This window comes from Limnothrix sp. FACHB-1083, from assembly GCF_014696485.1.
Taxonomy (GTDB): Bacteria; Cyanobacteriota; Cyanobacteriia; order CACIAM-69d; family CACIAM-69d; genus CACIAM-69d.
The window spans coordinates 96,101-118,555 of record NZ_JACJQD010000009.1 but is presented as its reverse complement, the minus strand read 5'-3'; the positions used below and the strand labels follow the sequence as shown (position 1 = coordinate 118,555).

Below are 22,455 nucleotides of genomic sequence, written 5' to 3'. Positions count from 1 at the left end.
CCATATTTTTCAACTAAAATGTGGTAGATCACATTTTTGTAGTTTAACCAAAAGCTGGAATATGAATGAGTCGAATAGATTTTCAGGTGAAATTCCAACACCGGAAAGCCTTACTAAATTAATAACAGCACTCTGCCATGAAATCCCCGCAGGAAAAATTCTTGACCCTGCTTGCGGCAACGCAAAACTTTTGATTGCTGCCGCAGGAAATAAAGAAACCATAGTTATTCATGGAGTTGAAATTGATCCAAATGCTTATCTGCAGTCAGAGGAAGCACTGAAAAGCTCAGGTAAAAAATACAAATTATGGAATCAAGACTTTTTTACGACAGAGCTAAGAAATGATTTTGATTTAGTAGTTTGCCATCCGCCTTTTATAAGCCATTTTTCTCAAGAGTTTGAGGGCTTAAAATGGAGAAATTTCTCAGGATTCTTAATCAAATCTCTACAAATTCTCAATCAAGGTGGCTATGCAATTTTTATTATTTCAGATTCCTTTTTATTCAGTGAAAGAGAACGAAAAAACAGAAATCTCCTTTCAGAGAGGTATTCTCTTAGTGCTGTCATCTCTTTACCTCTCGATACGTTTGTGCCATTTTGCAGAATAAAAACTTCTATTGTTATTTTCAGAAAATCGCAGCAAGCAGCAAAAATATTTTTTGCAAAATATTCCGAATCGAAAGGAATAGAAAATATTATCAGAGATTTTCATTATGGTCTTGAACATAAAAATTCGCTACAGAATTTTTGGATAGACTTTGAGAAAATTCAAGAGTCAGATTCAGTCTGGCAATATGAACACTATAGAAATCTGAGAGAGTTTGAAACGAGAAAGACAAATTCAAAATATCCAGTATTTCTTCTTGGTGATCTAATTTTAGAAGAAGAAAATCAATCTATTGAAGATAATTTTCTACTAATTCAAAAAATAGCATATTCGCCTAAAGTTCTTTTAAAAAGTGAGATTACTGATGCCGAAAAATTCAGAAATTATATAGAAATCAATGTAGACAACAAAAAAATCCTACCTCAGTATCTGAAACTATACCTAAATTCAGAGCAAGGGAAAAAGCAGCTTTCAGCAGTTTCACGTCAAGGTATAACTTCATTATTTCAACTAGAGAGTATCAAGAACGTACAGATTGAAGTACCAGAGATACCCATTCAATTTCAAATTATTGAAACAGGTCAAAAGTTGACTGAAGTTTCTGTAACGGTTCAATCACTAGAGTCTAGGTTTTATAAGGATTTATTTGATTATTCCAAATTATATTCATTGGTCGAAAAGTTTCACCAACTAGATAGAGAGGATATATCTTTTGGAGACCTTATCTACCCGTTAGCAACCACTTTTCGAATTGCCAGAAAAGGTAGTCCCAATTTAAGTAGTCAGATGAACAGCTATTTCAAAATGTTTGAAATGGTTGCCGAACTAAATTCAATTGTACTATTATCAGCTCTGCCAGAAGATATCAGGAGAGAAAGGCACAACGACATTTGGGGTCAAGATAATTACAAAAAAACATCGTTTGGTGTATGGGTTGGGCTATATCGACGCTTAACTAATATTTATAACAGCCTTGCAAGAAATCAGCAAAAACAAGAAATTAGTGTATTAGATAATTTGCCGTTCGGAAAAGATTACTATCTGAAATTATCGAGCAAAAAAATTGTAGAAAACTTAAGTCAAATTACTGAAATACGTAATAAGTCGGAACATGGTGGATCTATCAGTGAGATTGCTATTCAGGAAGCTCTTAATAAGATGCATAGTCCGCTAATGGAAGTTTTTAAAGAACTTAGCAATGCCTACTCTGCTTTAGACTTGATTTATCCACAGTGGATGAAAAAAACTCATGGTCAATACACAATTAACTTTAAACGCTTACAAGGTACACACTATCCATATTCTGAAGAAATAATTACAACAGAGTTTGACGTGAATACAGAGTCTCTATATTTATTCAATCTAATTTCAAAAGAGCGTTTAGAGCTGATATCTGACTTTATCAAGCTGATACAATGTCCAAAGTGTGGGCATTGGTCAATTTACTTTTACAGTAAAACCAATAGTAGTAAAACAAAGGCTGATTATATTAACTTTGACAATGAAATTCATGACTATAATTGCCCGACAGGTGATTTTTTGAAGAAATTACTAGATTAGGTCAGAAAATCTTGCTTAAATCGTAACATTCAATTATGACAAGAATTAAGAATATTCAAATCTCAGTTAAGCACATTTCAAACATTTGCCAGAGGTGGCATATTTCTAGGCTGTCACTGTTTGGTTCAGTGCTGCGTGACGACTTCACCCCAGCCAGCGACGTTGATGTCTTAGTCGAGTTTGAACCCGGCTTCACCCCAGGCTTTCTAAAACTCCATCAACTCCAAGAAGAACTATCCGCCTGCTTAGATAACCGCCCAATTGATTTAGTCACCTTCAAATCGCTAAATCCCAGAATTCGCGACCATGTTCTAGAAACTTCTGAGGTCTGTTATGTCGCCCAAAAATGATTATGTCTACATTGGGCACATGATCGATAATGCCAACAAAGCAATCAGCTTTATTGCGGGATTAAATCGTTCAGACTTTGATCAAGACGAGCAACTACGATTAGCCGTCACACATCTATTGCAGATCGTTGGCGAAGCTGCCCGAAGAGTGTCTGTAGAGTTTCGAGAAGCTCATCCAGAGATTCCTTGGAAAGCGATTGTTGGGATGAGAAGTAAGGTGGTTCATGACTACTTCAGCGTAGATGATGATGTAATTTGGGACACCATTAAGAACGATCTACCTGCTTTAGTCAAACAGTTAGAGACGTTATAAATTTATCATGTGATCATGGGGTTCATCGTCACTGATTCTAGCGTTTTAAAGATCTTTAAGGCGGCAATTCTGACGGGATTGGCTGACCATTACTATTTGGCTGAGTATGCAGACAGCCCCAATTCTCTAGGGTGGGGCCCCAATGGGCTGGAGCTGAAAGGATCGGTCAGAGTTACAGCAGAAGAACTGGAGCGCATCGAACAATTTATGTCGGCTGCTCAGTACAGCCTAGAGATTCATAACTGTGAACACTTTGCCAACTATGTTCTTTACGATATTAATTTTTCTTCTCAACAACATCTTTGGTGGAAGTCTCTAGGCTCAAGCATCATCAGCCAGTTGCAGCCCGTGCAAAGCGTGCGATCGAACTACAACAGCATCATGGGGCAGCAAATCTCGGATTTTTTAAAAGAAAATCTCAGACAAGCCAAGATTCAAAAAGCGAATCAAAAGCGTATTGAATTTTGGAAAAATAAGGGAATTGATGTTCAGTGAATTTATGGAAACAGCAGAATATTTTCTTTGGGAAGAACAGCAACTGGAAAAATATGAGCTGATCGATGGCCAAGTCTATCCCCTAGCTCGGGACGGAAATAACCCTAGCAGAATCGCGATTAAGCTAACCGCATTGCTTGACAATCACTTAGATCATGAAAACTACATCGTTGGTAACTCTGACGTTCGGGTAAATATCCTGGGAAGCAACGATTACACCTACCCCGATGCCAGCGTTAGTTGCGACGATCGCGACAAAATCACCAGCCAATACATCACCTATCCTTGCCTAATTGTTGAAGTGCTGTCCGAGAGCACCGAAGCCTACGATCGCGGTCAAAAATTCCGCCGCTATCGCCAAACCCCCATGCTGATTGACTATCTCTTGGTCAGCTCCACCAGCATTGCCGTGGACTTGTACCAAAAAAATGAGGCCGGCGATTGGCTGATTTTCAACTATCAAGCCGGTGACACGATCGCCCTGAAAAGCATTGATTTGCACTTCCCGATCGAGCAAATCTATCGCGGCCTCAGCCTAACCCCAGCCACCGACTCTCAAGAATGAGTCAGGAAACTGACTGATTCAGCCAGATCAAGGCTATTTTCTGCGGCTCCGACAGCAAAATGAACTGCCCACCCTCAACCACATTGCCAAAAGAACCAACCTTCGGGTTTGTCAGCACCAAATCGCAGAAAAATATAGCCAATGCCACCATCACCAAAGTTCGGCCCCTCGCAAATCCAAGTATTGTCTGCTTCATCCCAAAAAATATCGATTGGACTAGTGGGCTGCTCTAAAAATTGATATGAATCACTGAGTTGACCCACAAAAACCCAGCCTTCCCCAGGGCCCTCACTCGGGCTTTGCAACCATGCCGGAACGCTACCTAACTTGGTCACACAATCAACACTGTCGGTGGCAGCATCGGGCAAGTCCCAATATTGATCATCATCAAAAAATGCTGGTTTTTGATTCTTGGTCACCGCATCTTTTTTGGGAATCCAGGTCGTAATTCGGGCTTCTAGCTCTAGCGGCGGTGAGTCGGCTGGCATGGGCACAAGCCGATCGGACAATACTTCCGGATCCAGAATTAGACAGGCGTTGGCTCCTGATCCCCCTTCCCAGGTGGGGCATGTGCCCGGGTCGTGATTGCACTGAAAAACGAGCAGCACACGACCCGATCGCCCCAAATCTAGTCGCTTTGGATGGTGAACCAGTTGTGCCAAAAGGGACTGACTTTTTCCACAGTGACTACAGATTGGATACTGCTCTGGCGGTAGGCCCCAAGGGAGTCCCCCCAGCTTATCTTCTAACTGATTTTGAGGCGGTAGATCGGCACTGAGCTTGAGGTTCGGTACAAAATATTTCATGGTTTGACTTGAGTGAAAAAATGGATGAAACCCGCTTGAGTTGTTGATGAATCATGCGGGTATGAATTCCTGTTGAATTCCTAGACTTGGGGGCGATCGTCCTGAATCAATGCCGCCGACTCCGATCGACCCAACCGATCGAGCTGGTTCAGGGCCACATAACTGACCCCCACGGCCGCCACGCCGTTGATCGCAAAGGCCACTCCCGCCATGCTCAGGGAAAGCGGATCAGAAACAATCCCCATCAGCATCGGAGCCACAGGGGTCATGAGCCAAACCCAGTCCCAAGCATTTGTCCACCCGATCGCATCGCGCGATCGCATCATCAGACCCAACAAGAGCGAACCGACGATCGCCGCCCCCACCAATCCCGCGGCCCAGGCGACCGGTCGGCGCACCTGCCACAGCAAGGCCCATTGAGCCAGCGCTCCATAGAGCAGCATCAAACCCGTGGTGCAGCCGATCGCCACCAACACCAACAGGCCTTGGGTGGAACTATTGAAACAAAAGGCCAGGGCCCAAGGCGACCAAAGGGCGATCGTCAACCCACCATTCACCAGCAAGGCCAACAGGGGCGGGCTGTTTTCTCCCCAAAGCCAGTCATCGATCGCCCGTTGGCTCGATCGCGCGTCTCGGGTTCTTTGGAAATGGCGATAGCGGGCCCAATCCAACAGGGTTTGGCGCGTCGGCAACAGCAACACAACCCAAGCGAACATTTGGATCAGCCAAAAGAAGCCCACCACCGCCCAGCCTTGGAAGTGGTTGGGATTCCAGGGCATAAAAAAGCCCATGGCCAACAGGTTGAACCCGATCGTCAGCCAATAGCTTCGCACTTTGGTGATGAAGGTGTTGGCGGGGTTCTGAAAACGCCGGATCACGGCTTGCCAAAAGGTCAGCGCCACCCCCGCACACCCCGCGATCGCGATGGCGGCGCAAAGCTGCGGCTGGAGGATTAAATCTTGACCAAACCAGAACCAGGAAGGGGATACGGGGGTGTCCATTGTGCCTCGGATCATCACCCCTCGGGCGATCGTCAGGGCGGGGGCAAACAGGAAGAGGCCCAGAATGCCAAAGGCCCAGCTTGATATGGCCTGTTTGCTGTCGCTGACGCTGGCATAAAACAACCCCAACAGATAAAGCGCACCCAGAAAAGCCACCGCCACCCCATCCACCAGCAACAGACCGCCGAGGCCCAGGCCCGCTTGCAGACCGGCGAGGGTTTGGAGGGGCAAGGCCAGCAGCACCGCCCAATGGATCAGGGCCGGCGCACCTAAGAGTTTTCCCCACAGGATCCGGTGGCTGGGTTCCGGGGTCATGCGAATGAAGTCGAGGGTTCCCTGTTTGCTTTCCTCAAGCCAGTTGGTGATCAGGGCTTGCGTGCCACCCAGCACTAACAGGCCCACCAGAATTGAAGACAGCCAAAAGAACAGGTCCAACCACCACAGGGGCCAATTCACCGCAAAGGTTGCGGACGACAGCAATTCACAAGCTCGCAGTTCTTCATCGGCCTGGCCGGTGCAATAAAACCGCAGGATGCCTTCGGTTTCGGTGGAAACGGTGGCGGTTTCAACGGCGATCCTTTGCCAGCTCATCCAAAAGGCTGCTTGGGCAATCAGGGAACTGAGGGTGGCTAAGGTCAAGTTGCGCGAGGTGCAGTTGCCTTTCAGTTCTCGCAGCAGTTGGGGATTCCAGTTTCCGAGCCGATCGAGCCAGCGATCGAGCTGAGTTTTGAGCGATCGTTGGCTGGTTTGCAAGCGATTCAGCCAGCTTGAGGGGCGGGGGTTCATGAGGCTTGTTGGTGTCCCAGTTTCAAGAAAATTTGCTCCAGGCTTTCTCGATCGCGCCGGAATTCCACAATCGGAATTTGGGCCCGCACCATTTCCCCGAGCAGGTCGGCACAGTCGGTTTCATCACCCTGAAAGTCCACAGTAATGCGGCCGGTGGTGGGATGACATTCCCAGGCGATCGCCCTTGGGTCGGTTCTCAGGATCGTTTGCAAATCATTGAGCCGATCGAGGGCTGTGATCACCAGGGTGTGGCGGGCAAATTGGGCGTAAAGGGTTTCCAGAGGTGCGCTGGCCACCAACCGTCCCAGTTCCATCACCCCGATCGCGGTGCAAAGTTCCGCCAAGTCGCTGAGCACATGGGAGGAAATCAGCACGGTCATGCCAGCCCCTTGCAGAATCCGCATCAGGTTGCGAAATTCCAAACGGGCGATCGGGTCAAGGCCGGAAACGGGTTCATCCAACAGGAGCAAAATTGGCTCGTGAATGATGGTGCGAGCTAGGCTCAACCGTTGTTTCATGCCGCGCGAGAGGGTGGCGATCGGGCTATCGCGCTTCGGTAACAGTTGCACCAAATCCAGCACCTCATAAAGCCGCTGCCGCAGGTGCGATCGCCGCAGGCCATAGAGTCGCCCAAAATAGTCCAAATAATCCCAAACGGTCAGATCTTCATAGACCGGGAAATCGTCCGGTAAAAAGCCAATTCGCTGTTTCAGTTTTGCCCGCCGACTGCGCCGATTGGGATCTTCACTGCTGAGAGATTCACCAGTTAAATATTCACCATCAATCAAAATTTTTCCAAGGGTTGGTTCCTCCACGGCCGCCAACATCCGAATCAGGGTGGTTTTGCCTGCTCCGTTGGGGCCAATTAGCCCATAAACTTCCCCAGGGGAAATTTTCAGATCCACCTGATTGACGGCCAGCTTGCGATCGAACTGTTTACTTAAACCACGGGTTTCAATTGCCCAGTTCATGGCCAGGTTCTCGGTTGGGGTGTCTTGCCTGGGGTGTCCGCCTGATTGATGCGATGGCGAAGGGGCATGGTGAAGGGTCAAGCATTCAGCGGCAACGTTCAGCAACCTTCAGCCTCTTCCAAACTTACCCAATTTCACTGCTATCGATCGCAGATTGGCTATTCAGTCCCCCAAGGCAGGCAACCGGATCGCTTGAAACAGTTTCCCGATCGGCGGGGGCGAAAGGCACGGTTCGCAAACGGCTGGGAATCTTCAGAGTTCGTTGTCTTTTGGGTTAAGAAATATCAAGCAAGATTGCAATCACCCCGGATTCGTAACCTATGATGAATGCAGGGCGCAGGATTGCGCCCTGAGGTTTTTCAAAACTCAATACTAAAACTCAATGCCCTGCTGGGCAGGAATTCCCTGGGCGATCGGGTGTTTGATGCGGTTCATTTCAGTCACCAAATCCGCCATTTCAATTAACCCCTGAGGAGCATAGCGACCCGTGCTCGCCACGTGGCAATGGGGCGGCCGGTTTTGAATTCCCGCTTGCACCGGTTCCAGGGCCAGTTGCTGATGCTTGAGGGCAATGTGCAACTCATCAAGTACCACAAGGGAAATCTGCGGATCTTGGATATAGATCAGGGCCTGTTCCCAGGCAGCCGCCGCCATGGCCCGATCGCGATCGGGATCCTGGGTTTCCCAGGTGAACCCGCCGCCCATGGTGTGCATTTGCACCGGAAATCCCAAGTTTTGCAACCGGGTGAGCAACAGGCGATCGCCATCGGGAAACGCCTCGTTATTTTTCACAAATTGCACCACCGCCACGGGTAAATCATGGGCTAAATGGCGATAGACCAGGTTCATGGCGCTGCTGGTTTTGCCTTTGCCCAAACCGGTGAATAGCAAATATAATCCCCGTTCATTTCCAGCTCGATTGTCGCGGGCTGCATCCTTGGCGGCCTTAATTTTTTGCAGGCGATCGGGCTTTTCCGCTGGCGTTGTCTCAGTTTCTAAACTGGGGTGATGATCACTCATGGTTAATTGAGATCTTTTGATACTTCATTCACTTTCAAATTTTAATCCTGAAACCATCTTTGATCAGGCTTCAGGGGGATCAAATTGGTGGTATGCTGAGGCGGCAAACCCAGTTCGAGTCATCTGATCAAGGCTTAGGTCAATCTAGATCAATCTTGAATTTTGATTAATTATAAAATCATGAGAAAAATTGAAAAAATCATGAAAAATTGCCAATTTAATCATCAAAAATTCAATCATCCAGAAAAAAGCCAGCAAAGGAACCGATTAAATTCTAAAATTGGTGATCGAGTTTTGATTGCGGTTGGTTCACTTGTGGGTTTCTGCTGTTTGAGTTTTTCCTTGCCCGGTTTAGCAACAACCAATGAAAAGCCAGTTAACCCGTCGGTGACCGATCAAAGATTCCTACCAAAATTATTGATCCCAAAATCGCAACCACAACCTGTGATTGAGCGGCGAGTGGTTCCTGAGTTCGGTCAACATTTTCAAGATCTCAAAGTTGAAGGCTCCATTATTATTTACGATCCCCAGAAAAATCAAATTTATGAACATAACCCAAAGCGCAACCAAACGCCGTTTTCTCCCGCTTCCACTTTTAAGATTTTGAATTCGCTGATTTCTCTCGATGCCCAAGTGATTCCCGATCAGGATGTGCGGTTCACTTGGGATGGCATTCAGCGCCCCTTTCCCGGTTGGAACCAAGATTTGAACATGCGCGAGGCCTTCAAGGTTTCAGCCGTCTGGTTCTACCAAATTTTGGCTCGGCGTATCGGCTATGAACGCATGAAAGCCGGGGTAATTGGGGCAAATTACGGCGATCGCAACATTGGCGATCCCTCTAATATTGATCAATTTTGGCTGTCGGGCCCGCTCAAGATCACGCCCGAAGAACAAATTCAGTTTCTTCAGCGTCTTTATTGGAACCAGTTGCCTTTTTCTGAACGCTCGATCGCGATCGTGAAAGACATCATGATTATGGATCAAACGGCGCAATATACCGTCAGGGCGAAAACGGGCTGGGCCATGCGCGCAACCCCCCAAATTGGCTGGTATGTGGGCTATTTAGAGCAAAATCAGCAGGTCTATTTCTTTGCCACAAACTTGGAACTTCCGGAGCCAGCCCAAGCAACTGCTCGCAAGGAAATTACCTACCGCTGCCTCAGAACTTTGGGACTGCTGTAGCCCTGGCGTTCAATTGCAAATAAATTCCTGCAAGTAAATTACAGAATCCTGAGGTTGACAAAATTGGATCGATAGATTTCTTCCTAATTTTGTGCTTGGGAGCCTTGATTCTTGTCCTGTTAGTCTTGCTGAGCTAGGTTCTCTGAAAATTCAGTAGAATCATATTACTTGTCCATTGATGATCGGTTACCAATCAACTGGCGATCGATCAATTGACAAGCTATCAAAAAATCAATTTGGGTTGATGCCGTGAGCAATTCCGTAAACCATTCCCAAGGGCGGAACTGGCGCGATCGCCTCATGCAAATTTGTTTTGATCGATCGGGGCGATCGCCCTGGCCCTTGTTGTGGAGTCTCGCGATCGCGGCGCTCTACGGTGGCCTGTCTCTGCATCAAGGATTCAGCGGTGAATTTGTGGTGCAAGATGATGCTCGCCAGCATGTGTTTTGGATGCAGCGATTTTTAAATCCTAGCCTTTTTCACAATGATCTGATTGCCGATTATTTTGAATCGATCGCCCCGATCGGCTACACCAAACTCTATCAACTGGCCGCTTTCTTCCAAATCAATCCCCTAATTTTTAATAAACTTCTGCCGCCCATTCTTGGACTGATCATCACCTTCTTTACCTATCGGGTCACTTTTGCCATTTTCCCAGTTCCGGTAGCTGGTTTTTTAGCAACCGTCTTGCTCAACCAAAGTCTTTGGCTAAAAGATGACCTAGTTTCTGGTACGTCGCGTGCTTTTGCTTTTCCGCTCTTTTTAGCAGTTTTGGATGGATTAGCTCGCAAGTCGCCTCAACTGTTGTGGAGTTCCATTGCCCTTCAGGGGTTAATTTGTCCAACCTATGCCTTGGTTTCTGGCGGTTTAATCTCGCTGAAACTTGCTTGGGTGGGCTATCAAAAGCTGGAACGCGCCTGGTTGTCAGCCGCTTGGACAATTCGCAATCCTTCGGACTTGAAAGTGGCAGAAGACTTGGCATTACAGAAATCAGATCTAGTTTTGGCAATTCAAAGCCGCCTCATTGATGCGGAACGCCAACAACTATTTTTATATATTGGTGCTTTGGGCAGCCTGTTTCTGGTGCTGTTGCCGGTGCTCTTTTTAGGGCAGGATTTTGGGCCGGTGGTTTCTGAAAAAATTGCCCGCACCATGCCGGAATTTCTGGATGGAGGACGCACGAATATTTTTGATCGTGACTGGATTGATTACTGGTTTTTCGGTCGTGGCACTAATCTCATTCCCCGATCGCTCCTTACGCCAGTCACTTTAATTTTTGGCTTTGCTTTACCTCTTTTTCAACTTTCTCTTTCGCAGCTCAAAGGTATTCAAGCGCGATTTCCCCTCGGTCACCGAATTACGCCGGAGGTCAACAATTTATGGCAATTGGGCTTGGCTTCGATCGGGTGGTTTTTGTTGGCCCATGGATTGCTATTTCGGCTCCACTTGCCCAGTCGCTACACGGGGCACAGCTTCCGAATCATAATCGCGATCGCGGCGGCCATTAGCCTTGTGATTGTTTGGGAAGCTCTCCAGCGCTGGGCCGGGCGATTAATTCCAAATTTTGATTCTTCTGCGGTTTATTCCTTGCCCCCGCTTTTCAATGCCCCAATTTCGCAAGCCATTCGACCAAAACCGAAATCCCTTCGCTGGAAAGTCTATCTTTCCAGAAGCTTCAGCATGATTTTAATTGTGCTGGTGTTGGGATATCCGCTGTTGGTTCCCACTTTCCCAGCAAATAGTTACCAAACGGGTCGTGCCGTCAAGCTCTATCAATTCCTTCAGGGGCAACCAACGGATATCAAAATTGCTTCCCTGAGCAGTATTGGGGATGATATTCCCACCTTTGCCGGACGTTCAATCCTCACGGGCAAAGAATATGCCGTGCCCTACCACTTGGGATATTACCGTCTGTTTCGGGAACGAATTTTACGAACCATTGAAGCCCAATACAGCACCCATGCCCAATCTGTGAAATTCTTTCTGGCCCGATATCACATCTCATTTTGGCTGATCGATCGAGCCGCTTTTTCAGAAAATTACCTCAAAGATTCTTGGCTAGAGCAATATCCAGAGGCTAGTGAACCAGCGCTGCAAACCCTGAGGCAGGGACAAACACCTCTCGTGCAATCCCTCATGAGTGATTGTGCAGTGTTGCAAGATCAAACCTGGGTGTTGTTAGATGCGCAATGTTTACGGGATAGCTAATTTTGAGAATTGGGATGGAAACTCTGAAAATACTGCCTTTAAAGCCGTTGAAATTGCCGCATAAATTTCCGATCGAGATAGTCTTTCCAAACCCAAGCCCAAGCCCCCGTAAAAGCCCAACGGCCACGGGTAGCGATCGCCTGGCCATTGGCTAAGTTAATAAGGCTGAGAAATTGCTTTTGGGCTTTGAAAGGTTTCAGCGGTTGGCCCAAAATGGCTGCTCGCAAGTTGTCAGCCAGGGGGCGGCCTTGACGCACCGCAAACACGCCGGCTTTGGGGCGTGGCTGTTCCACCATCGTCGCCACATCTCCCGCCGCAAAGACCTGGGGATGGGAGCAGGATTGCAGATAGCGATTAACCGCAATGAATCCCTGGGGATCCGTGGCGAGGCCGGTGGCCGCCAACCAAGGGGCCGCTGCGGCTTGGGTGGCCCACAGCACCCGATCGCCCCAAAACAGTTGCCCCGAGGCGGCCCGCAACTGGGTATCTGTGCCTACAAGGGTGGCGTGGGTGATGGTTTCACTCAAAACCAGCTCAATTCCCTGGGTTTGCAGCACCTGGGCCACTCGATCGCCCACTGCCGGGGCCAAATGGGGCAGGAGTTTTGCCTCTCGCTGAATCAAAGTAATCGACAGGCGATCGCCCACCAGGGGTTGCAAACGTCGCTGGGCCGCCAAGGCTAGCTCAACACCACCCGCGCCGCCCCCCACCACCACCAACCGCAGCGGCCTGGATCCCCATTGGGGCAAGGCCGACAATAGCGCATCCCAGTTGGCCAACAGGGCTTGGATCGGCTTCGCGGCAATAATCGATCGCCCCAGAAGAGGTTGAACACCCGGGGGAACCAGGGGCGTGCTGCCCAAATTAACCGAGAGCCAGCGAAATTCAACCGTCTCTCCGCTGGCTAGTTGCACTTGTCGATCGCCCAAATTCAACCCCACAGCGCGATCGACCCGCAACGCCACCCCCGCCCGATCGCACAGGGCCCGCAAATCAATAAAACAGTCTTCCCGGCCATAGACCCCCGCCACGTGGCCGGGAACCATGCCCGAGTAAGGTGCTTGGGGTGCTTCGCTGATCAGGGTCACCGAGTCGATCGCGCCGCTGGGCAGGGGTTTTTGGATCAACCGTCGCAGAGCGATCGCGTGGCTGTGGCCGCCCCCCAACAAAACCAAGGATTGGGCTGACTGTGGCAACTTTCAAAATCCCCAAATTCGCTAAATTTCCTAGATTTTCTAGATTTCCTAGATTTTCTAGATTCCACAATGAAAAATAAAAGATAAGAAATAAAAGAATAAAAGATAAAAAAACCCACCCAACAAAAGCTGCCACATAGGACAAATTGGGCGGGATTAATTAAACAGCTCAGTGCTGAATTTTCAGTGCTGAATTTTTGTATGGGATTAGCACTTAATTCAGAATTAGCACTTATTCAAATCAATGCCAGCTTCCTTAGCAAATGCTTGCAGACCCTTGGTGTTCAGGGTTTTCAGAGCTTTGGTCGAAAGACGCAACCGCACCCAACGATTACCTTGGGGCCACCAAATTCGCTTCCATTGCAGGTTAACTTCTTGGAGCTTTTTGGTGCGGCGGTGCGAGTGGGAAATGGCGTAGGCGTTGTTCGCCTTTTTGCCGGTCAGTTGGCAAACACGGGACATGACGTTCTCCAAGCAGGACGAAAAGGTAAAACTTAGCGGTTGTGTTGATCCCGGCCCATCAAGCGATCAGGATAAGATTCACCACAACTCCAACCCAAAAGATGCCTCTCCAGGCAATGGCCCGTTGGCAGCATCGGCCATGACGGTCGGCTTAGGCGGGCGATCCTTCAGCGGGCGATCGATGACCGATTGAGAGCGCGATTGATCAGTATAACCCAGATGGCAACCCAACCCGGACAGCCCAGCCCGCCAGAAGCCCATTCCGCCCTTAAGACCAATGCCGATCGACCCGATCGATCGCCTAGTGATTAGCAGTCTCTGGTCAGCAGTCTGTAGCTCAGATCAACCCCTCCTAGGGCAGGGAATGTTCCGATCGCCCCCCATGCAAGCCGCCCCCATGCAAACTACAAATATCTGACTCGCGAGCCTCGCCCCCGGTCGTTTCCTCGTTGGGCGGTGTGGGGATCAACTTTTGGCGAGACAGCCGTAGCCGAATTTGATCCAAATAATCCTGCACACAGACGGGCCCCCGTGGCGGCGGCCCATCATCGGGCCAAGAGGCCAAATCCTGACAGGGACAGGGCCCCGCTTCCAAGTAGCTGTCATTGATGGGATAGAGCAAACTACACCGCGCGCAGGGCAGCAAGCTCCAATGTCCCGACAATAAATCTTTCATGGAACAGACCGTGCCCGCCAGGTGATACATCTGGGGTTTTTCGAGAATTTGCCGCCAAAGTTGCTCAAATTCTGCGGAGTAAGCTTCACCGTCAATGGTGCGGCGAGTCCCGAGCAAGCGATCGTCGTGACCGCACACCACTTGCTTACCCAACTGCAACCAAAGAGCAAGATATTGTTTGACGCGTTCTTCAGGAGCCATTTTGGTGTGGAGTCCGGGGGCGAGGGCCAAAGGTTAAAGCACTGATGGCCAGGATTTGGGATTAGAGCTAGCTTCGCTAAACAAAACCAGGTTGAGAAACTTGACTAAAAATCAGTTCAAAACTGGCTTTAAAAAGCAAACTAAAACTCCAGATTGCGGGTTCATTTCCCAAGCGCCAGCTTCTGGATTAAGACAATAACTGGGAGACTGCCTAGGGAAATATCTGGAGGGTATTCGGAGAAACGTCTAAAGAAATAATTGGGGGAAACCTGAGTGAACAGCTCGCATGAAAACAGGTTAACCGAAAAGCTTGAATGGAAAATTGAGTTACTAACTATCCTGCTTTCGATCCTAAGCTAAGGTTAGAGGAGTCACCGACAAAGAATCTTGAGCTTAGATTAAAGTTTTGGACAATTTTTGGACAATATTTAAGGAAATTAAACAGTTTTTATCCAGTTGTTAAGGATTGACCGATCGCCCGTAAATTCACTGCAAAGCCCGCTGTGACCAAATAACAGGCATCGGATCGACTGCCCAATTCCCGCACGAGTTTGCCGAGGCGATCGCGAAACAGGCGACCAGCGGGGAAGGCCGGAACCACACCCCAGCCCGTTTCTTCGGCCACAAAAATACACATGGCTGGCAAGGCAGCACAGGTGGCCAACAGCGATTCACAGGTTTGTTGCCATTCGGGATCGGGGCGATCGAGCCAGTTGGCCACCCAAGTTCCCAGTGAATCCACCAACAAACAACTATCGGCGGGTGCTTGACCCAGGGCTGCGGCCAGCTCCAGCGGCACTTCCCAATTTTGCCAAGTTTCCGGGCGGCGCTGGCGGTGTTGGGCCACACGATCGGCCCACTCTTGATCCTGGGGATCCAAGTACGAGGTAGCCACATAGATGACCGATCGCCCCGAGGCCGCGGCCAACCGTTCCGCCCACTCACTCTTGCCCGATCGCGCCGGCCCCGTCACCAGCACCACCCGTGACCATCCCGATTCTGAAGTCTGAGGCTGAGTCATGATGATGGGTTGCCCAATAGGGGTTACTCAGGGGGCTTTGCCCGGTTAATTGCCCAGTAAATTGCTCAATGAATTGCTCAACAAACTGCTCAGTAAAGCATTCGGTGAATGAGCTACTCGCTGACCCGCGACATCAAAAACCAAGGGGCCAGCCCGATCGCGCTCCCGATGCCCACAGCACTGGCCGCCAACATTTGCCAAAACGATTGCCAGCGCGATCGGCCCGCCACCCGCAATTCCACCTTGGCCAAAAATTCCGCCGCCAACAACAACATCACATCCGTTGTAATGTCCAACCGCGACAGCACAATCACCACGCCCATCGCTGCCAAAATTGCGCCCCCGAAAGACTTGGTGGCCGTTTGAAACCAAGAAAAACGCCCAAACTCTGGCCAAGGCAACTTAAAGGTAAACAGGGCCGCCAAAGCCACGGCCACCAACAAAGCCACTCCCGCCACCTCTACCAGCGAGGGGGGCCGGGGCACAGCCAGCAACGCCACCCAACTCAAGGCTAAGTAAACCAACGCCAGGATGAATAGCGATAGTCCGGTGTAGTTGTTGTATAAGCGCATGGAACCTTGTTTCCTCTTCAACTACAAGGTTTTGTCTGTAAAAAAGGCAATTTCCCGGGAAAATCAATGCGTAATTGAGAGGCTAATGAATTTTAGGAAATCGGAGAAGTTAAAAGCTAGTGGAAATGGCTTGAACCGGGCAGGTGGGAACACATTGCTCGCAAACTACACAGCGCGATCGAGCAAATTCTAGGCGGAAAGTTTCTGGGTGCAGCGACAACGCCCCCGTGGGACAAACCCCCGTACAAAGACCGCAATGGACACAGCTTGCTTCATCGATCGAGATTTCTCGATTGGCAGAAGAAACATCAATATCGAGGGATTCCATCCACTCCATGGCCGCGTCCATTTGGTCAATGTCGCCAATGAGTTCAACGACTAATTTTCCAACGCGATCGGGGGCCACTTGCGCTCGAATGATGTTGGCAGCCACATTAAATTCTTTCGCCAATCGATAGGTGATTGGCATTTGCACCGCATGTTTCGGAAAGGTGAGTGTGACGCGCTTTTTCAAAACAAATCACCGCCAGCGAACGATCGGGGGAACCAGGGCAATCGGGTCAATTCAGGTCAACTTAGGTTAATTCGGCTTAGTTCAAATTGGTTCAGATTAGTTCAGATCGATTCAGATCAATATAGGGAAAACCACAGCGCTCGGGCCGGCGGACAGGCCGATCGAGCCTTCACCGACCAATGCCCCCCTAAATCCTAAATAGCGAGCGGCCCATCCAGCGGCGATTCAACAAGCCTATGAAGACATGTAACGAAGTTGTTACAATCAAAATAGCCTTTGCAGAATACTGTTAACCCTAGAACACTGACCGAAGCGCCAATTACCGAAAGCGGTCGTGATTGGGGTCGTGGGGGCGATCCCGTTGGTTTCGGAGTTGCGAGATTTGGGCGATCGGCCCAACCTGCGCCGAAAATTCTGGAGCACCAGCCACGGGGAACCAAAAACGAATAACCAAAAAAAGTTCGGGCCCGATCGTCCTTGGCTCTTGAGGACTGTATCGCTAGCCTAGCACCAGAACTGAGCCGCCATTCCGCTTTGCCCTCTTGTCTTGCCATTCTGCCATGAGCCAGCTTTCTCCTGAACCGACTTCCCAGCCCTCAACCGTGATCCCCGGAGCTGCCGCGGCCGGTAGTCGTCTGCCAAATTTGGTGGTGGCCATTGTGGCGGCGTTGTTGGGGGTGGTGTTGTTTTTAGGGCTACGCACGGAACCCAACAGCAACATTCTGGAACGGCTGGCGCGTGATTCTGTGCCGTTGGATCAGGCGATCGTCAATGGCAGGCCGACGGTGCTGGAGTTCTATGCAGATTGGTGTACCAGTTGCCAGGCCATGGCGAATGATTTGCGGGAGTTGAAGCAGGACTATGGCGATCGGGTCAATTTCTCGATGCTGAATGTGGATAACACCAAATGGCTACCCGAAATTCTGAGCTATCGAGTGGATGGAATTCCGCACTTTGTCTTTTTGAATGCCCAGGGTCAGGAGTTGGCCCAGGCGATCGGGGAGCAGCCGAAATCAATCATGGCGGCGAATTTGGCGGCCTTGGCTGATGGAACCGCCATCTTGCCCTATGCGAAGGTAAACGAAGGTCAAACCTCCGAGTTTGATGCTCCGTTGTCTGGAGACGCGGCCCAAAAATCGGCGGCAACGGATCCTCGCAGTCATGGTGCGTCAGTTGCCAATTAGGACGGGGGAACCGGCCGTGAATGTTGGTCATGCTCAGCAGTCTCGAAAACCCCAGAGAATGTCTGAACAGAGGATGTCTGAACAGCCCAAATTGACCCTCCCAAGTTGATCCTCTGTGCGCCCCAGTGATCAACGCAGACAAGGGGCTTAAGCCCCTTGCCCCCATGACGATTCGTGCTTGGCCCATGCCAAAAGGTACGTTTCAAACACCCCCACAGGTCTAGAAGTCCCTCAATCCCTCTAGCAACTTCTAGAAACTTCTAGAAATACAGCCGCCCATTTTTACTTTTCCTTGGCCCCTGGCATGTCTTCCCGTCTTTTTACAACTCGAACTCAACTGGCTCGTGGCCAAGGTAAATCGGTTGTGCCGCGAGTTTATGAACAGTCGATCGCGATTCAGGCTAGTGCCACGGCGGTTGAGTGGTGCTTTACCGATCGCGAGCTGATGCATCGGTGGCTGAACCCAGCCCTGCGCTGTGATCCCGTGGGCGATCGCTGGGGAACTGATTTGGGCGATCGCACCCGATTTGTGTTGCAAATTCCCCTGCTGGAACCGGCGTTGCAATGCACGGTGGCAGAGCGATCGCCTGGCAAAATTGTTTGGGCTTTTTCTGGCTTTTTTGTGGGGCGCGACTCTTGGGAATGTATTCCCGATGGATCCGGCACTCAGTTAATCAATCGGTTTGAGTTCGTGATCCCCAATCCCCTTGTTCGCTGGGGGTTCGATCGGGTGGCGGCCGGGTGGGTGCAAGGCGACATGCAAGCCCAGCTCCGTCGCCTGAAGCGCGTGGCCGAGGAAGTCTACCACCTGCGATCGGGGCGATAGCACTGTCCTACGTAAAATTACGTAACCAAAATAGAACATTGTCCGGAAATCGCCGTCAAGCTCTCTAAAAGACAGTAGAGTTCAGAAGGATAGTCTCTTTTCCTGTGGCTTTTTCAGGTGGGCTTTCCTTCGTTCTGGTTTTTTCTTGGATGAGCACCATAGTCGATTCATTTTGCCATGGGTTCATTCACCGACTTTTTTGATTTCTGGATGAATTCCTGGATAAATTCCTGAGTTGATTCCTGGATGAATTTCTAGATAAATTCCTGGATTGGTCTCCATGGAGTCGGTGAAAATACCAGTTCCTCGCCACAGATCTGCCACCGAACTGCTACGTTGTCGGAGGGTTTGGTATGTCTAGAGCATCTTCAATGCACCTTGCTCCCCAGGAGCTAACATCCATCGAGCAGGATGTTTTACGTGTTATTCAACAGTGCGATCGAAAGGGTTTTGCAGCCACGTTGGATTTGATTCAAGTGAACACGGGCTATGCGCTGGACGCGATCGAGCGGGCCGTTGAACATTTGATTCAAAGCCGTCTAATTCGTCCTCTGAATACGGAAGCTTGGGGTGATTGATTGTGGGCCGACGGAATAGGAAATTTCACTGAAGAAATTTCACTGAAGACTGCTCCCAATCATCTAGCCTTTCCCTCTAGTCCTTGAGGCCCAAGTGGGATTGAATCTGTCGCAGCAGCTTGTGCATTTCGGGCAAGCGGCGATAGATGGCAGAAGTTTTGAGCCATTGACTGTTGGAAATGGCTGGGTAGCCGGAGACAATCTCACCGGCCGGTACGTCACTGTGCAAACCGGACTTGGAGGAGGCGATCGCCCGATCGCCCATTTTGACGTTGTTGGCCACGCCCACTTGCCCGGCCAGAATCACCCCTTTGCCCAATTCCACGCCCCCTGCCAAGCCCGCTTGGGCCGCGATCGCGCAGCCTTCGCCCAGTTGGCAGCCATGGCCAATGTGAACCATGTTGTCAAGCTTTGTGCCCCGGCCAATGCGGGTTTCGCCCATAGCTGGCCGATCGATCGTGCTGTTGACTCCCACATCCACACCGTCTTCGAGCACAACGCGCCCGGTTTGATCCAGCTTTTGCCAGCCTTGGGCCGTTGGCACAAAGCCAAATCCTTCATCGCCAATGACTGCGCCACTGTGGATGATGCAATGTTGCCCAATGATCGATCGCTCGTGGATGGTGCAGTTGGCATGGAGCCAGGAATCGGCCCCGATCGACGCACCCCCATAAATCACCACATTGGCCATCAGGCAAACCCGATCCCCGATCGTCACCCCCTCATAAATCGCCACATGGGGCCCGATCGACACCTCCTGACCCAGTTGCACAGTCGGATCAATCCAGGCGCTGGGGTGAATCCCCGGCTTGGGTTTAAAGGGTTGATAGAACAGCCGCACCGCCACGGCAAATAGCATTTTGGGATCTTGCACCGCCACCCAGGCCAACCCCAGCTCGCGAGCTTGGCTAATTAGCTCAGGACGGTTGGGCAAAATCACGGCGGCTCGGGTGCTTTCCAAGCAGTCCGCAAATTTATCGCCTTCCAAATAGGTCAACTGACCGCCCTGGGCCTGGGCGATCGGGGCGATCGTTGTCAGTTCAGGATCATCCGCCAAGGAAAATTGATCGAAGGGGCGATCGCTCAGCTTTTCTAACTGCTTTAATAATTCGCTAAATTTCATGGCTCAAACTTAACGGCTTAAATCTATTCAAACTTAAGTTATTCAGACTCAAGTTATTCAAACTCAAGAGTCATTCCAAAAACCCCAAGCAGGAAAGCGGAAACCCGGTTGGGGACGCACCGTCGTGCTCTCCCGCAGGAGGATTGCAACGATGGTGTGCCCCCAGAGTCCATATGAAGATTGCAAGGCAAGGGATGAGGATTGCAAGGCAAGGGGCTTAAGCCCCTTGTTCCTGCGATCTTCAGGGATTCCCGCAATCTTCAGCGGTTAATGGATCCTAGCCTGAGATTTAGGCTTCATCCAATGCCGCAATCCCGGGCAGTACTTTGCCTTCCAGCAACTCCAAGCTTGCACCGCCACCGGTCGAAATGTGGCTCATTTGGTCAGCCACACCCACCTTTTCCACCGCTGCCACCGAGTCGCCACCACCAATAATTGTGGTCACGCCCTTCGGAGTCAGGGTCGCCAAGGTTTCCGCGATCGCCTTGGTGCCAGCCGCGAACTTGTCGAACTCGAACACGCCCATGGGCCCGTTCCAGATCACCGATTGGCAGGTTGCCAGCGCCTTTTGGAACGCCGCCACCGAGTCGGGGCCAATGTCCAGACCCATCCAGCCATCGGGAATGGCATCCACGCTGACGGTTTGGCTGTTGGCATCGGGCGCAAAGTTATCAGCCAACACCACATCGGTCGGCAACAACAGTTCCACGCCCTTGTCCTTGGCTTTCGCTTCCAGAGCGGAGGCCAGATCCAGCTTGTCGTCTTCCACCAACGACTTGCCCACGGACAAGCCGCGTGCTTTGTAGAAGGTGAAGATCATGCCGCCGCCGATGAACAGCTTGTCCACCTTGTCCAGCAGGGTTTCGATCACGGTGATTTTGCTCGATACCTTCGAGCCACCCACAATTGCCGCTAGAGGGCGCTTGGGGCTTTCGATCGCCGCTTGCAGGTATTGCAGTTCCTTTTCGATCAGGTAACCCGCAACGGAGGGGCTGAGGAACTTGGTCACGCCTTCGGTGGAGGCATGGGCCCGGTGAGCCGTACCGAACGCATCGTTCACGTACAAATCAGCCAGTGAAGCCAGCTTCTTCGAGAACTCAGGATCGTTTGCTTCCTCTTCCGCGTAGAACCGCACGTTTTCCAGCAGCACCACATCGCCATCGTTCATGGCTGCAACCGTTGCTGCTGCCTCGTCGCCAATGCAGTCGTCGGTTTTAACTACCGGTTTGCCCAGCAGTTCCGACAGGCGCACGGCCACGGGCGTGAGACGCATCGAATCAACAACCTTACCCTTAGGACGGCCGAAGTGGCTGGCCAGGATGACCTTCGCGCCTTTGCCGGTCAGGTCTTGGATTGTGGGCAGGGCGGCCCGAACCCGGGTGTCGTCGGTGATTTTGCCAGCATCGTCGAGAGGTACGTTGAAATCAACGCGCACAAGGACGCGCTTGCCAGCTACATCAGCCGCCGACAAATTTGCTACAGTTTTCTTTGACACGATAAAAACCTCCTTTCAATGCGTCTCGCGGAAATTCGCGCGGGAGTTTTCGCGGAAGTTCACGCGGTGAATATTTTCCCCTAAAGATGTTCGAGACGATTCTTTTTCCGATCGATCGATCGCCCGAATCTCGTGAGGCGGCCGAAACCGTTGCCCAACTGGCGCAACTGCACAACAGTCGATTAGTCATTCTGTCGGTCGTTCCCGGCCCCGATGAAGGGGCCATTGAAGCGGCTGAAACCCTCCTCAGCCGGGCTAAAGCCATGTTTGCTGAGCGGGGCCTCGAAGCCGAAGTGATTGAGCGCGAGGGAATGCCTGCGTTCACCATCTGTGATGTGGCCGATGAAGTGGAAGCCAGCCTGGTCGTCATGGGCAGCCGGGGCATGGGTCTAACCACCGAAGGAGCCGCCGAAAGCACTGCCCATCGCGTCATTGACTTGTCTCCCTGTCCGGTGTTGATCGTTCCTTAACACCAGGGATTCGTAAAACAGCAAAGCCAACACTAGCCAAAATCAAAACTAAAACAAGCTTGTCTGAAGCCTTGGACTGGAGTAATTCTGCCAGGGAAAGTCAGTTTCTAAAGAGTTCCCGTGCATTTACGCCGGAGCGCGGCAGGCTTCATACATCGCTAAATTAGGGCGCTTTCCTTGCTAAAAAGGAGGGCGCTTTTGCTTGTTATCAGAGTTATGGTGGGATTAATTCCTGCAAAAGCTTCCTGCAAAAGCTGGTTAGACCCATGCGAC

At 50.4% G+C, this 22,455-nt stretch carries 23 protein-coding genes; 11 read left to right on the top strand and 12 right to left on the bottom strand.

The window, feature by feature from the left end:
* The first annotated feature begins 61 nt into the window (after positions 1–61).
* Genes H6F46_RS12905 through H6F46_RS12885 form a run of 5 tightly spaced genes read left to right on the top strand, consistent with a single transcriptional unit; the run spans position 62 to position 3,890 of the window.
* Positions 62–2,167, top strand: coding sequence for an N-6 DNA methylase (locus H6F46_RS12905; RefSeq protein WP_190355098.1), 2,106 nt, complete (start codon positions 62–64; stop codon positions 2,165–2,167).
* Positions 2,168–2,202: 35 nt separating this feature from the next.
* Positions 2,203–2,517: a nucleotidyltransferase family protein gene (locus H6F46_RS19885; RefSeq protein ID WP_199291546.1), complete on the top strand. Its 315-nt coding sequence runs from the start codon at positions 2,203–2,205 to the stop codon at positions 2,515–2,517.
* Positions 2,501–2,830, top strand: coding sequence for a DUF86 domain-containing protein (locus tag H6F46_RS12895; RefSeq protein ID WP_190355097.1), 330 nt, complete (start codon positions 2,501–2,503; stop codon positions 2,828–2,830). The genes H6F46_RS19885 and H6F46_RS12895 overlap by 17 nt, the downstream gene beginning before the upstream one ends.
* Positions 2,831–2,845: 15 nt before the next feature.
* Positions 2,846–3,325, top strand: coding sequence for an NC domain-containing protein (locus tag H6F46_RS12890; RefSeq protein ID WP_190355096.1), 480 nt, complete (start codon positions 2,846–2,848; stop codon positions 3,323–3,325).
* A gap of 4 nt (positions 3,326–3,329) precedes the next feature.
* Positions 3,330–3,890, top strand: a complete 561-nt coding sequence (locus H6F46_RS12885) for a Uma2 family endonuclease (protein ID WP_242027938.1) — start codon at positions 3,330–3,332, stop codon at positions 3,888–3,890.
* Positions 3,891–3,964: 74 nt separating this feature from the next.
* Here H6F46_RS12885 and H6F46_RS12880 read toward each other — a convergent pair whose 3' ends face one another.
* The 4 genes from H6F46_RS12880 to H6F46_RS12865 all read right to left on the bottom strand — a co-directional run bounded on the left by H6F46_RS12880 (position 3,965) and on the right by H6F46_RS12865 (position 8,474).
* On the bottom strand, positions 3,965–4,696 hold the full coding sequence (locus tag H6F46_RS12880) for a hypothetical protein (RefSeq protein WP_190355094.1): 732 nt from the start codon (positions 4,694–4,696) through the stop codon (positions 3,965–3,967).
* Positions 4,697–4,776: 80 nt separating this feature from the next.
* Entirely contained in the window at positions 4,777–6,483 is a 1,707-nt protein-coding gene (locus tag H6F46_RS12875; RefSeq protein WP_190355093.1) for a hypothetical protein, read from the bottom strand.
* On the bottom strand, positions 6,480–7,460 hold the full coding sequence (locus tag H6F46_RS12870) for an ABC transporter ATP-binding protein (RefSeq protein ID WP_370567141.1): 981 nt from the start codon (positions 7,458–7,460) through the stop codon (positions 6,480–6,482). Before H6F46_RS12870 ends, H6F46_RS12875 begins: the two co-directional genes overlap by 4 nt.
* 366 nt (positions 7,461–7,826) lie before the next feature.
* Entirely contained in the window at positions 7,827–8,474 is a 648-nt protein-coding gene (locus H6F46_RS12865) for a cob(I)yrinic acid a,c-diamide adenosyltransferase (protein ID WP_190355091.1), read from the bottom strand.
* A 315-nt stretch (positions 8,475–8,789) separates the two neighbouring features.
* Here H6F46_RS12865 and blaOXA point away from each other — a divergent pair, with 315 nt between their 5' ends.
* Together blaOXA and H6F46_RS12855 are read left to right on the top strand one after the other, a co-directional pair.
* Entirely contained in the window at positions 8,790–9,656 is an 867-nt protein-coding gene (gene blaOXA, locus H6F46_RS12860) for a class D beta-lactamase (RefSeq protein WP_370567136.1), read from the top strand.
* Between the two features lie 249 nt (positions 9,657–9,905).
* Positions 9,906–11,864 (top strand): hypothetical protein, encoded by a 1,959-nt coding sequence (locus H6F46_RS12855; protein WP_190355089.1) that lies wholly within the window; start codon positions 9,906–9,908, stop codon positions 11,862–11,864.
* A gap of 38 nt (positions 11,865–11,902) precedes the next feature.
* Here the strand turns inward: H6F46_RS12855 and H6F46_RS12850 are convergent, their stop codons facing one another.
* From H6F46_RS12850 to H6F46_RS12825, 6 genes are all read right to left on the bottom strand, one after another.
* Positions 11,903–13,060 (bottom strand): FAD-dependent oxidoreductase, encoded by a 1,158-nt coding sequence (locus H6F46_RS12850; RefSeq protein ID WP_190355088.1) that lies wholly within the window; start codon positions 13,058–13,060, stop codon positions 11,903–11,905.
* Positions 13,061–13,285: 225 nt separating this feature from the next.
* On the bottom strand, positions 13,286–13,522 hold the full coding sequence (rpmB, locus tag H6F46_RS12845) for a 50S ribosomal protein L28 (protein ID WP_099533188.1): 237 nt from the start codon (positions 13,520–13,522) through the stop codon (positions 13,286–13,288).
* Between the two features lie 352 nt (positions 13,523–13,874).
* Positions 13,875–14,399, bottom strand: a complete 525-nt coding sequence (locus H6F46_RS12840; protein ID WP_190355087.1) for a hypothetical protein — start codon at positions 14,397–14,399, stop codon at positions 13,875–13,877.
* 448 nt (positions 14,400–14,847) lie between these two features.
* Positions 14,848–15,420, bottom strand: coding sequence for a bifunctional adenosylcobinamide kinase/adenosylcobinamide-phosphate guanylyltransferase (gene cobU / locus H6F46_RS12835; protein WP_190355086.1), 573 nt, complete (start codon positions 15,418–15,420; stop codon positions 14,848–14,850).
* A 113-nt stretch (positions 15,421–15,533) separates the two neighbouring features.
* On the bottom strand, positions 15,534–15,992 hold the full coding sequence (locus tag H6F46_RS12830) for a hypothetical protein (RefSeq protein WP_190355085.1): 459 nt from the start codon (positions 15,990–15,992) through the stop codon (positions 15,534–15,536).
* A 109-nt stretch (positions 15,993–16,101) separates the two neighbouring features.
* Positions 16,102–16,506 (bottom strand): NIL domain-containing protein, encoded by a 405-nt coding sequence (locus tag H6F46_RS12825; protein WP_099533193.1) that lies wholly within the window; start codon positions 16,504–16,506, stop codon positions 16,102–16,104.
* Positions 16,507–17,066: 560 nt separating this feature from the next.
* Here H6F46_RS12825 and H6F46_RS12820 point away from each other — a divergent pair.
* The 3 genes from H6F46_RS12820 to H6F46_RS12805 all read left to right on the top strand — a co-directional run bounded on the left by H6F46_RS12820 (position 17,067) and on the right by H6F46_RS12805 (position 19,094).
* On the top strand, positions 17,067–17,690 hold the full coding sequence (locus H6F46_RS12820) for a thioredoxin family protein (RefSeq protein ID WP_190355084.1): 624 nt from the start codon (positions 17,067–17,069) through the stop codon (positions 17,688–17,690).
* A gap of 304 nt (positions 17,691–17,994) precedes the next feature.
* Positions 17,995–18,516, top strand: coding sequence for an SRPBCC family protein (locus H6F46_RS12815; RefSeq protein ID WP_099533195.1), 522 nt, complete (start codon positions 17,995–17,997; stop codon positions 18,514–18,516).
* 371 nt (positions 18,517–18,887) lie between these two features.
* Complete coding sequence (locus H6F46_RS12805; RefSeq protein ID WP_099533196.1) at positions 18,888–19,094, top strand: hypothetical protein; 207 nt, start codon at positions 18,888–18,890, stop codon at positions 19,092–19,094.
* A gap of 76 nt (positions 19,095–19,170) precedes the next feature.
* Here H6F46_RS12805 and lpxD read toward each other — a convergent pair whose 3' ends face one another.
* Both lpxD and pgk read right to left on the bottom strand, forming a co-directional pair.
* Positions 19,171–20,217: a UDP-3-O-(3-hydroxymyristoyl)glucosamine N-acyltransferase gene (lpxD, locus tag H6F46_RS12800; RefSeq protein ID WP_190355083.1), complete on the bottom strand. Its 1,047-nt coding sequence runs from the start codon at positions 20,215–20,217 to the stop codon at positions 19,171–19,173.
* Between the two features lie 289 nt (positions 20,218–20,506).
* A complete protein-coding gene (pgk, locus tag H6F46_RS12795; protein WP_099533198.1) occupies positions 20,507–21,712 on the bottom strand; it encodes a phosphoglycerate kinase in 1,206 nt (401 codons plus the stop codon).
* 86 nt (positions 21,713–21,798) lie between these two features.
* On the opposite strand from pgk, the gene H6F46_RS12790 reads away from it, so the two are divergent.
* The gene (locus tag H6F46_RS12790) at positions 21,799–22,182 is read left to right on the top strand and encodes a universal stress protein (protein WP_099533199.1); all 384 of its coding nucleotides are present in this window, start codon (positions 21,799–21,801) and stop codon (positions 22,180–22,182) included.
* Positions 22,183–22,455: the final 273 nt, after the last annotated feature.

What these genes read in the sequence shown, in the direction of transcription:
- H6F46_RS12905 (WP_190355098.1), top strand. Translation starts at nt 62, where the DNA reads ATGAATGAGTCGAATAGATTTTCAGGTGAAATTCCAACACCGGAAAGC.
- H6F46_RS19885 (WP_199291546.1), top strand. Translation starts at nt 2,203, where the DNA reads ATGACAAGAATTAAGAATATTCAAATCTCAGTTAAGCACATTTCAAAC.
- H6F46_RS12895 (WP_190355097.1), top strand. Translation starts at nt 2,501, where the DNA reads ATGTCGCCCAAAAATGATTATGTCTACATTGGGCACATGATCGATAAT.
- H6F46_RS12890 (WP_190355096.1), top strand. Translation starts at nt 2,846, where the DNA reads ATGGGGTTCATCGTCACTGATTCTAGCGTTTTAAAGATCTTTAAGGCG.
- H6F46_RS12885 (WP_242027938.1), top strand. Translation starts at nt 3,330, where the DNA reads ATGGAAACAGCAGAATATTTTCTTTGGGAAGAACAGCAACTGGAAAAA.
- H6F46_RS12880 (WP_190355094.1), bottom strand. Translation starts at nt 4,696, where the DNA reads ATGAAATATTTTGTACCGAACCTCAAGCTCAGTGCCGATCTACCGCCT.
- H6F46_RS12875 (WP_190355093.1), bottom strand. Translation starts at nt 6,483, where the DNA reads ATGAACCCCCGCCCCTCAAGCTGGCTGAATCGCTTGCAAACCAGCCAA.
- H6F46_RS12865 (WP_190355091.1), bottom strand. Translation starts at nt 8,474, where the DNA reads ATGAGTGATCATCACCCCAGTTTAGAAACTGAGACAACGCCAGCGGAA.
- rpmB (WP_099533188.1), bottom strand. Translation starts at nt 13,522, where the DNA reads ATGTCCCGTGTTTGCCAACTGACCGGCAAAAAGGCGAACAACGCCTAC.
- H6F46_RS12840 (WP_190355087.1), bottom strand. Translation starts at nt 14,399, where the DNA reads ATGGCTCCTGAAGAACGCGTCAAACAATATCTTGCTCTTTGGTTGCAG.
- cobU (WP_190355086.1), bottom strand. Translation starts at nt 15,420, where the DNA reads ATGACTCAGCCTCAGACTTCAGAATCGGGATGGTCACGGGTGGTGCTG.
- H6F46_RS12830 (WP_190355085.1), bottom strand. Translation starts at nt 15,992, where the DNA reads ATGCGCTTATACAACAACTACACCGGACTATCGCTATTCATCCTGGCG.
- H6F46_RS12820 (WP_190355084.1), top strand. Translation starts at nt 17,067, where the DNA reads ATGAGCCAGCTTTCTCCTGAACCGACTTCCCAGCCCTCAACCGTGATC.
- H6F46_RS12815 (WP_099533195.1), top strand. Translation starts at nt 17,995, where the DNA reads ATGTCTTCCCGTCTTTTTACAACTCGAACTCAACTGGCTCGTGGCCAA.
- H6F46_RS12805 (WP_099533196.1), top strand. Translation starts at nt 18,888, where the DNA reads ATGCACCTTGCTCCCCAGGAGCTAACATCCATCGAGCAGGATGTTTTA.
- lpxD (WP_190355083.1), bottom strand. Translation starts at nt 20,217, where the DNA reads ATGAAATTTAGCGAATTATTAAAGCAGTTAGAAAAGCTGAGCGATCGC.
- H6F46_RS12790 (WP_099533199.1), top strand. Translation starts at nt 21,799, where the DNA reads ATGTTCGAGACGATTCTTTTTCCGATCGATCGATCGCCCGAATCTCGT.